A 9,045-nucleotide genomic window follows, 5' to 3' on the forward strand; every position below is an offset into this window, starting at 1 on the left:
GTGCGGTCGTGACGGCGTCACGACCGCACGGGCGTCCGGCGGCGGAGCGCGCACTCGAGCGACGGCTGGTGACCGCGCTGCTGATGGAACCGGACACGTTCGACGCGGCCGCTCAGCGCGTCGCGCCCGAAGATTTCTCTGAAACCGATTTGCGCGGGCTCGCCGAGCGACTGTGGACGGCACCCGAAACGTTGTACACGGACGAGGCGACCGGCGCGCTGGCGCGCGAACTGGTGGCGGCGGCCGAGTCGGACATGAACTGGCGCGCGGAAGCCGCAGGAGCGGCCCGCCGTCTCGAACAACGGCGCCTCAAGGGACGCCAGCGTGTGATACGAGAAGCGATGTCAACGACCGCGGATTTCGAGACCATTCGCGCCTTGCAGGCGGAGGCTCTCACCATAGGCAATCGGCTCGGCGAACTCGAGCGTGAGATCGGCGCTGGCGCCGACTCGCGAGCGACGTTCCCGACCGAAACGACAGGGAGATCGTGACCGATGGCCACGGCCACGAAGGAGAAGAAAGTTTCCGCTCGTGAAGCTCGACAGAAGATCCGACTCGAGCAGCGCAAGCGCATGGACGAGATCAAGTCGCTGGCGCTTCGTCAGGGCTACGTCACCGAGGATCAGATCGTGTGGCAGCTCGGTGACGAACTCGAGCCGGAGGATCAGGTGGACCTGATGGAAGAGGTCCACTCGATGCTGAACGACATGCAGATGCAGGTCTTCGCCTCGGAGGAAGAGGCGCAGGACCACATCCGCAAGCTGCGCAAGATCGAGGACAAGAAGCCGTCGGCGGCCGCGAAGGCGGCACCCCAGCAACCGGTGCGCTACGACGACCCGGTGCGCATGTATCTGCGCGAAATGGGACGCGTGCCGCTGCTGACGCGCGAAGGCGAAGTCGAGATCGCGCGTCGCATCGAGGCGGGCGAGCGGCAGGTGCTGGCCGCGATGTTCCGGATCGAGGCGTCGCTCAAGGAGATTCGCGCACTCGCGAAGCGGCTCAAGGAAGGTCAGCTCAAGATCGAGGACTTCATCAAGGTCGACGAGAACGCGTTGACCGAGCCGGCGCTCCTCAAGGAGCGGCAGCGCGCGGTGCGGATCCTCGAGCGCGTGTTCACGCTGCAGAAGCGCTACAACGACCTGCTCGAGCGGCAGAATTTGCGCATGACCGAGAAGCAGCGCAGCTCGCTGCAGGCGAACTGGGCGAAGGTCGAGGCCGAACTGACGCAGGAGATCCATAAGCTGTCGATCAACCCGCGGCTGGTGACCGAACTCGCCGGCCCGGTGAAGGATCTCGGCCGGCGCGGCGAGGAGCTCGAAGAGCGGCAGGCGGACATCGAACGCCGCTACGGGCACAGCAGCGACGACATGGGCGAGTTCGCACGCCGGCTCAAGAAGGGGCCGAAGGAACTGCGCGCGGTGCGTCGCGACTCGGGCCTGCAGCCCTCGCAGATCGCCGAGTTCCAGAACGAACTCAAGACGCTGCGGCGGGACGTCAAGTCGCTCGAGGATGATTCGCGCCTCACCAAAGATCACCTGCTCGAGCTGTGCCGTCAGATCCGCGACGGCGAGCGGGCGACCGGTCAGGCGAAGCGCGAAATGATCGAAGCGAACGTGCGGCTCGTGATCTCGATCGCGAAGCGCTACACGAATCGTGGACTCGAGTTCCTGGACCTCATCCAGGAAGGCAACTCGGGCCTGATGCGTGCGGTCGACAAGTTCGACTACACCAAGGGTTACAAGTTCTCGACCTACGCGACGTGGTGGATCCGTCAGGCGATCACGCGTGCGATCGCCGATCAGGCGCGCACCATTCGCGTACCGGTTCACATGATCGAGCACATCAACCGCGTGGTGCGCGTGTCGCGAAAGCTCGTCCAGGAATTGGGACGCGAGCCGACCCCGGAAGAGATCGCGGAACGCCTCGAGCTGCCGGTCGACAAGGTGAAGAGCATCATCAAGGCGGCCCAGGAACCGATCTCGCTCGACCGGCCGATCGGCGAGGACGACGACTCGAACCTCGGGGACTTCATCGAAGACACCAGCGTGGTGAGCCCGGCGCACTCCGCCGCGGCCGCGATGCTGCGCGACGAGGTCAACGAGGTGCTGAAGACCCTGACGCCGCGCGAGGCCAAGGTGATCCGGTTGCGCTTCGGACTCACCGACGACGGGGCGCAGCGGACGCTCGAAGAGGTTGGAGCGTTCTTCAACGTCACGCGCGAGCGCATTCGTCAGATCGAGGCGAAGGCGCTGCGCAAGCTGCGACATCCGACCCGCAGTCGGCGGCTCAAGGCATACACCGAACTGCTGTAGGGGCGGGGTGGCGATGGGCCACCCCGACTTCCTTGACCGCGGCGGCGAACGGGTGCTACAAACGCGCTCCCTTACGGCGCGTTGGTCCGACGGATCCACGCTGGGCCCATAGCTCAGCGGTCCAGAGCAGCCGGCTCATAACCGGTAAGACCCTGGTTCGAATCCAGGTGGGCCCACCCGCACCACGGCGCGCGTTCGCGTCGGCAGTCGTATCGGGCGCATAGCTCAGCTGGTAGAGCACCTGGATCACAACCAGGGGGTCACAGGTTCAAGTCCTGTTGCGCCCACCATTCCTTTCTGCGCGCACGAGTCCGCGCCGCGCCCAAGACGTCCGGCTTTCGATCGGGAGGCATCCCTGAACGACGAGCTCCGCGCGATGTGGGCGCTCCATCTGCTGGACGACCAGCTGCTGACGATCGCTCAACAGCTCGCCCGGCTGCCCGAGGAGATCGCCGCGATCGAGCGGCGCCTGACGCACGATCGAACGCAGCGCGACGCGCACCTCGCCGGCGAACACGAGCAGCAGCTCCGCCATCGCACGATCGAGCGCGAGATCGCAGCGATCGAGACCGAGGCGCGGCGTTTCGAAGGCCAGCTGCCGCTGGTCAAGAAGAACGACGAGTACCAGGCGCTGGTGCACGAAATCGCCGATCGCAAACGGCGCCGTTCCGAACTCGAGACGCAGCTGCTGGAACTGATGGATCAGGAAGAGCAGTCGGCAGTACGGCGACCGAAGCTCGAGCTCGCGGTCGCGGAGGCTGAAGCTTCCGCGGCGGTGCGGCGCGCGGCACTCGAGAAAGAGGCGGGGGTCGAGCAGGCGCGCGCCGACGCGGTGAATCGCAAGCGCGTCTCGCTGCTCGAGACGATTCCGCCCGCGACGCGGGCGCGTTACGAGCGCATTCACGAGTCGCGCGGCGGTCGCGCGCTGGTCCCGGTGGCCAAGAACGCCTGCTCGGCGTGTTATCGCGCACTCGCGCCCCAGGCCTTGCAGGAGGTGAAGCGCGGCGACCGCCTGATCGGTTGCGACGGGTGCGGGCGGCTGCTGATCTGGCCGCCCGACGACGACGCCTGAGCGTGCGCGCCTTGTCGCTGGCGATGCGCTTCACTATTCTGCCGTCCTCATGAGTGTCGATTCGAGTCGTCCCTGGATCCTGCATTGCGACGGTGGTGCGCGTGGCAACCCGGGGCCCGGAGCCTGTGGCTTCGTGCTCGCGGACCCGAGCGGCGCCGAGCGTGAAGCGCTCGGGGAGTATCTCGGTTCGGTGACGAACAACGTGGCCGAGTACCGCGGCCTGATCGCGGGGCTGGGTGCGGCAGGCAAGCATGGAGCGTCACCGCTGCTGGTGCGGCTCGATTCCGAGCTGGTGGTGCGCCAGATGACCGGCGAATATCGGGTCAAGCACGAAGGTCTCAAACCGTTGCACGCGCAGGCGCGGGTGGCGGCGGGTCGCATCGCCTCGGTGCGCTACGAGGCGATTCCACGCGCGGCGAATGCTCGCGCGGACGGACTCGTGAACGAAACGCTCGATCGGGTTCTGGGTCCCGAGTCTCCCAGGTGATCGCGCGGTCTTCGCCAACGCTTCCGCTCACGCGGTCGCCGAGGCTGGATCGTGAGGAAAGTCCGAACTCCACAGGGCAAGGTGCTGGGTAACTCCCAGGGGGCGCGAGCCTACGGAAAGTGCAACAGAGAGCAGACCGCCAACGGGCGCGGGCAACCGCGCTGCGGGCAAGGGTGAAACGGTGCGGTAAGAGCGCACCAGCGGTTCCGGTGACGGAGCCGGCTCGGTAAACCCCACCTGGAGCAAGACCGAATAGAGGGGGAGGAGTGTGTCCCGCTCCGTCAACACCCCAGGGTCGGTCGCATTGAGGCGTCCCGGAGACGGGCGTCCCAGACGAATGATCACCACGGAGCAATCCGACAGAATTCGGCTTACGGGGGACTCGGACCCGGACCGATCGAGCGAGCCGGACCGTGCGCAGCGCGCGCACGGCGAGAAACGGGCGCCTGACTCAGAGAAGGCGCCCGTCGCGGCGCCGAGGCCATCGATGGTGCAGACCCAATCCGCGCTCTGGACCCCGCGTGCCGGCTTCGATGCCGGCGCGACGCGCTCGCTCGCGGCCGCACTCGACGCGCCGCTCGCGATCGCCGATGCGCTGGTGCGGCGCGGAGTACGCGATCCCGAGGCCGCGAGTGCGTTCCTGTCTCCGTCGCTCGACGCACTGCACGATCCGCTCGCGCTCAGAGACATGGATCGCGCGCTGGCGCGCGTCAATCGGGCGCTGGCCGCGAACGAGCGCATCCTGGTTCAGGGCGACTACGACGTCGACGGCATCACCTCCACGTTCCTGCTGGTCAGCGTGTTGCGTTCGCTCGGGGGGCAGGCCGCTCCGCGCATTCCCCATCGCACCCGCGACGGCTACGGCCTCACGGTCGCGGCGGTCGATGCGGCACAGCGTGCGGGCGTGCAGCTCATCGTGACGGTGGACTGTGGAATCACCGCGAATGAGCCGATCGACCACGCTCGCTCGCTCGGCATCGACGTGGTGGTGACCGATCATCACGAACCCGGCCCGACGCTGCCGAACGCCGAGGCGGTGGTGAATCCGATTCGCCCCGGGTGCGAGTATCCGTTCAAGTCGCTGGCCGGAGTCGGCGTGACGTTCAAACTCGTGCAGGCGCTGTTCGAGGCGCGTGGCCGCGCCGAGGCCGCGTTCGAGGCGCTCGACCTGGTGGCGCTGGGAACCATCGCGGACGTGGTGCCGCTGATCGGCGAGAACCGGATCCTGGCGCGTCATGGTCTTGCGAGCCTCGCCGCCACGACGCGGCCAGGCTTGCGTGAGCTGATGCGCGTCGCCGGCGTCGATGGACGCCGCCTCACCGACGTGCACGTCGCGTTCATGCTCGCGCCGCGGATCAATGCCGCGGGCCGCATGGGTCACGCCGATCAGGCCCTCGAGCTGCTGTTCGCCCGCGACGAAGTCGAGGGCCGGAGGCTGGCGGAGGTGCTCGAACGTGAGAATCAGAAGCGCCGCAAGTTCGACGAATCGGCCGCCCGCGAAGCCTCGGAGCGCGTGGTGTCGCAGCTGGGCTGGCCGGGGCCGGCGTCGCTGGTGCTGTGGGACGAGCACTGGCATCCCGGTGTGGTCGGAATCGTCGCGTCGCGCCTGGTCGAACGGTTTCAGCGCCCCGCGCTGCTGGTCGCACTCGACGGTGATCTGGGTCGGGGCTCGGCGCGCACCACCGGCGGCATCGACCTGACCGAGATCCTGGCCGGCTGCGATGACCTGCTCGCGACCTGGGGCGGGCATGCGGCCGCCGCCGGATTCACGCTGCGTCGCGATCAGCTGGTGCCGTTTCGCACCCGCGTCGAGAGCCTGGTCGCCGCGCGACTCGATCCCGAGGCGTGCGTGCCGCGCGTCGATCACGACGCCGAGCTGACGCTCGCGGAGTGCTCACTCGAGCTGATCGAGTGGATCGACCGCATGGCGCCGTTCGGGCTCGCGAATCCCGAACCGCATTTCCTGATTCGCGGCGTCACGATCGATCAACTCGGACGCGTGGGCGACGGACGGCATCTCAAGCTGCAGATTCGCGATGGCGCCGCCGCGCTGGAGGCGATCGGCTTCGGACTCGGCGAGACGGCGGCCGGCATCGCACGCGGCGCGCGCGTCGACCTGGTGGCGGTCCCGACCCGCAACGAATGGAACGGAACCACGCGCCTTCAGTTGAGAGTGCGCGCGCTGCGACCGGCATGAGCGACCCGGTTCCGCATCTCGAATTACGCTCCGAGCTGCTCGCGCACCTCGAGGAGCACGCGCCGCGCGTCGATCGTGACCGCGTCGCCGCCGCGTTCGACTACGCCGCACTCGCGCACGAGGGCCAGCGAAGGGTGTCCGGCGAGCCCTACGTGACCCATCTGGTCGAAGTGTGTCGAATCCTGCTGCAACTGCTCGAGACGCGACTCGAGACCACGCTGGCGTGCGCGGCACTGCTGCACGACGTGGTCGAGGACACGCCGGTCACGCCCGAGGACGTCGAAAAGCGGTTCGGCAAGGAAGTGGCCGGACTCGTCGAAGGGGTGACCAAGCTCTCGGGGCTTCACTTCGAACGCCGCGAGGCCGAGCAGGCCGACAACTTTCGCAAGATGGTGCTCTCGATGTCGCGCGATCTGCGGGTGATCTTCATCAAGCTCGCCGATCGTCTCCACAACATGCGCACCGTTTCGGCGCTGCGGCCCGAGAAGGCGCGTCGCATCGCCGAGGAGACGCGCGACATCTACGCGCCGCTCGCCCATCGGCTCGGGATCGCGAGCATCAAGCGCGAACTCGAGGACCTGGCGCTCAAGACGCTCGACGCCGAGGCCTATGCCGAGATCGCGGGCCGCATCCAGGCGAAACGCGACGAGCGCCAGCATTTCGTCGAGCAGGTGCGCGGGGATCTCAAGGATGCGCTCAAGGCGGGTGGCATCAAGGCCGAGGTGACGGGGCGGCCGAAGCACTTCTTCTCGATCTACACCAAGATGAAGACCGGCCGCCCGTTCGACGCGATTCACGACCTGTCGGGACTGCGCGTGATCACGCACTCGCGCACCGACTGCTACCGCGCACTCGGGGTGGTGCACGACGTCTTCACCCCGGTGCAGGATCGCTTCAAGGACTACATCGCGACTCCGAAGAGCAACATGTACCAGTCGCTCCACACCACGGTGCTGGTCGGCGGTGGCGAGCTGGTCGAGGTGCAGATCCGCACCCGTGACATGCACCACACCGCCGAGACCGGTGTCGCGGCGCACTACGTATACAAGCAGGGCGGAAAACTCGACGCCGAGCTGGATGCCAAGATCGGCGGGTTCGTGGCTTCGACCGCCGAGTGGCAGGAAGCGGCATCGGACGACGAGTACATGGACTTCCTCAAGACGGCGCTCTACCAGGAGGAAGTGTTCGTCTACACCCCGCGCCGCGAACTCAAGCGCCTGCCCAAGGGCGCCACGCCGCTCGACTTCGCCTTCCTGATCCACACCGAGGTCGGCCAGAAGACCGTCGGTGCGCGCGTGAACGGCGAACTCGTGCCGTTGCGGCACGAGCTGCGCAATGGCGACACGGTCGAGATCATCACCTCGCCGCAGGCGCAGCCGCGCGAGGACTGGCTCAAGTTCCTGCGTACCACCGGCGCGCGAACCAAGGTGCGCCACTGGATGAGGCTCCAGCGCCTGTCCGACAGCATCACGCTGGGCCGCCAGATGCTGGAGCGCGAGCTGAAGCGGCTCCACCACACCGTCGACGAGGCGGCGCTGGATGCAGCCGCGCACGCGACCGGATGCTCCGACGTGGACCAGCTCTATGCGCGACTCGCCGAAGGGCAGTTGTCGCTGACCTCGCTGGTGCGGCGCCTGGTGCCCGAGAAGGAGTCGCTCGCCGAACGGCTCACCAAGGGTCCGCTCGAAGCGCTCGGACTCGGTCGACGGCCCACCGCGGGCATCCGGATCGACGGTGTCGACAACGTGATGGTCACGTTCGCGCGCTGTTGTCAGCCGGTGCCGGGCGATGCGGTGCTCGGCGTGGTGACGCTCGGTCGCGGCGTCTCGGTCCATCGCATCGACTGCCCGAACACGTTTCCCGGCCGCGTTTCCGAGGATCGTCGGGTGCCGGTCGAATGGAATGCTCGCAGCGACGAAACGTTCCCGGTTCGGTTGCTGGTCTACGGACAGGATCGAACTTCGCTGCTCGCCGACATCGCGAAGACCATCTCGACGCTGCACGTCAACGTGCGCACCGCGGGCATGGCGAGCGAGGACAAGACCGCGCGCGGCATGTTCGTGGTCGAGGTGCCGCACGTCGCGAAGCTCGACGAGCTGATCGGCGCGATTCGCCGCATCAAGGGCGTCACGAGCGTCGAACGCCGCCAGCGGCTGATGCGGCGGCCGCCTCAGCGGCGCAGCGGCAACGCATGAGCGTCGGGCGCTCGAGGTCGGCCGCGATGCGGCCGGGGCGAGGTTGATGCGGGCCCTCGTGCAGCGGGTGTCGGAGGCCCGCGTGTCGGTGGATGGCACGGTGCGCGGCGCAATCGCGCACGGTCTGGTGGTGCTGCTCGGTGCGACGCATGCCGACACCGTGGCCGAAGCCGACGCGCTGGCGCGCAAGCTCGCGGGGTTGAGGATCTTCCCCGATGCCTCGGAGCGCATGAATCTCGACGTCTCCCAGGTCGCGGGTGCGGTGCTGGTGGTGCCGCAGTTCACGCTCTATGGCGACGCGAATTCAGGACGACGACCCGACTTCGTGCGTGCGGCGCGACCCGAGATCGCCGAGCCGCTGTTCGAACGTTTTTGCGAATCCCTCGCCGCGATCGGAGTCCCGGTCGCGCGCGGAGTCTTCCGAACTCACATGGAGGTCGCGCTCGTGAATGATGGTCCGGTCACGCTGTGGCTCGAGATCGAGCCTCCGGCGGCTCGCGCGTGAGCGCCGCCGGTCGCGAGCTGTTCTGGAGCGGGAGCGCGCCGCTGGTGCTCGCTTCGGCCTCACCGCGACGCGTCGCGCTGCTCAAGCAGGTCGGCGCGCGATTTACGGTCGTTGACCCGGGGCCGGATCGCGCATGGCCGCGTGAGGCCGAGCCGCGACACGGCGTGCGGGCTCTGGCACTCGACAAGGCGCAGCGCGTCGCGGCCCGCAAACCCGACGCGGTGGTGGTGGGGGCGGATACGGTGGTGGTGTTGCGCGGCGAGCGGCTCGGCAAACC

At 67.8% G+C, this 9,045-nt stretch carries 7 protein-coding genes, 2 tRNA genes, 1 other RNA gene and 1 pseudogene; all 11 read left to right on the forward strand.

Annotated elements, in window-relative coordinates; translation table 11 throughout:
• Positions 1–491 (forward strand): hypothetical protein (locus HOP12_12570; protein ID NOT34984.1); only part of this gene is annotated, 491 nt, incomplete at its 5' end.
• A 3-nt stretch (positions 492–494) separates the two neighbouring features.
• Positions 495–2,312, forward strand: a complete 1,818-nt coding sequence (gene rpoD, locus HOP12_12575) for an RNA polymerase sigma factor RpoD (GenBank protein NOT34985.1) — start codon at positions 495–497, stop codon at positions 2,310–2,312.
• Between the two features lie 102 nt (positions 2,313–2,414).
• Positions 2,415–2,488: transfer RNA gene (locus HOP12_12580), tRNA-Ile, on the forward strand.
• 38 nt (positions 2,489–2,526) lie between these two features.
• A tRNA-Val gene (locus tag HOP12_12585) sits at positions 2,527–2,602 on the forward strand.
• Between the two features lie 86 nt (positions 2,603–2,688).
• Positions 2,689–3,384 carry a hypothetical protein gene (locus HOP12_12590; protein ID NOT34986.1) on the forward strand — a complete coding sequence of 232 codons (696 nt, stop codon included), beginning with the start codon at positions 2,689–2,691 and terminating at the stop codon, positions 3,382–3,384.
• A 49-nt stretch (positions 3,385–3,433) separates the two neighbouring features.
• Positions 3,434–3,841, forward strand: a pseudogene (locus HOP12_12595) (ribonuclease HI family protein).
• A gap of 14 nt (positions 3,842–3,855) precedes the next feature.
• An RNA gene (gene rnpB, locus HOP12_12600) (RNase P RNA component class A) lies at positions 3,856–4,260 on the forward strand.
• A 98-nt stretch (positions 4,261–4,358) separates the two neighbouring features.
• The gene (recJ, locus tag HOP12_12605; GenBank protein ID NOT34987.1) at positions 4,359–6,068 is read left to right on the forward strand and encodes a single-stranded-DNA-specific exonuclease RecJ; all 1,710 of its coding nucleotides are present in this window, start codon (positions 4,359–4,361) and stop codon (positions 6,066–6,068) included.
• The gene (locus tag HOP12_12610) at positions 6,065–8,263 is read left to right on the forward strand and encodes a bifunctional (p)ppGpp synthetase/guanosine-3',5'-bis(diphosphate) 3'-pyrophosphohydrolase (protein NOT34988.1); all 2,199 of its coding nucleotides are present in this window, start codon (positions 6,065–6,067) and stop codon (positions 8,261–8,263) included. The genes recJ and HOP12_12610 overlap by 4 nt, the downstream gene beginning before the upstream one ends.
• A gap of 46 nt (positions 8,264–8,309) precedes the next feature.
• A complete protein-coding gene (locus tag HOP12_12615) occupies positions 8,310–8,768 on the forward strand; it encodes a D-tyrosyl-tRNA(Tyr) deacylase (GenBank protein NOT34989.1) in 459 nt (152 codons plus the stop codon).
• Positions 8,765–9,045: hypothetical protein (locus tag HOP12_12620; protein ID NOT34990.1), on the forward strand; the 281-nt coding region annotated here is incomplete at its 3' end. The genes HOP12_12615 and HOP12_12620, both read left to right, overlap by 4 nt.

This window comes from Candidatus Eisenbacteria bacterium, assembly GCA_013140805.1.
In the GTDB taxonomy this organism is placed as follows: Bacteria; Eisenbacteria; RBG-16-71-46; order RBG-16-71-46; family RBG-16-71-46; genus JABFRW01.

What these genes read in the sequence shown, in the direction of transcription:
- rpoD (NOT34985.1), top strand. Translation starts at nt 495, where the DNA reads ATGGCCACGGCCACGAAGGAGAAGAAAGTTTCCGCTCGTGAAGCTCGA.
- HOP12_12615 (NOT34989.1), top strand. Translation starts at nt 8,310, where the DNA reads ATGCGGGCCCTCGTGCAGCGGGTGTCGGAGGCCCGCGTGTCGGTGGAT.
- HOP12_12610 (NOT34988.1), top strand. Translation starts at nt 6,065, where the DNA reads ATGAGCGACCCGGTTCCGCATCTCGAATTACGCTCCGAGCTGCTCGCG.
- HOP12_12590 (NOT34986.1), top strand. Translation starts at nt 2,689, where the DNA reads ATGTGGGCGCTCCATCTGCTGGACGACCAGCTGCTGACGATCGCTCAA.
- recJ (NOT34987.1), top strand. Translation starts at nt 4,359, where the DNA reads ATGGTGCAGACCCAATCCGCGCTCTGGACCCCGCGTGCCGGCTTCGAT.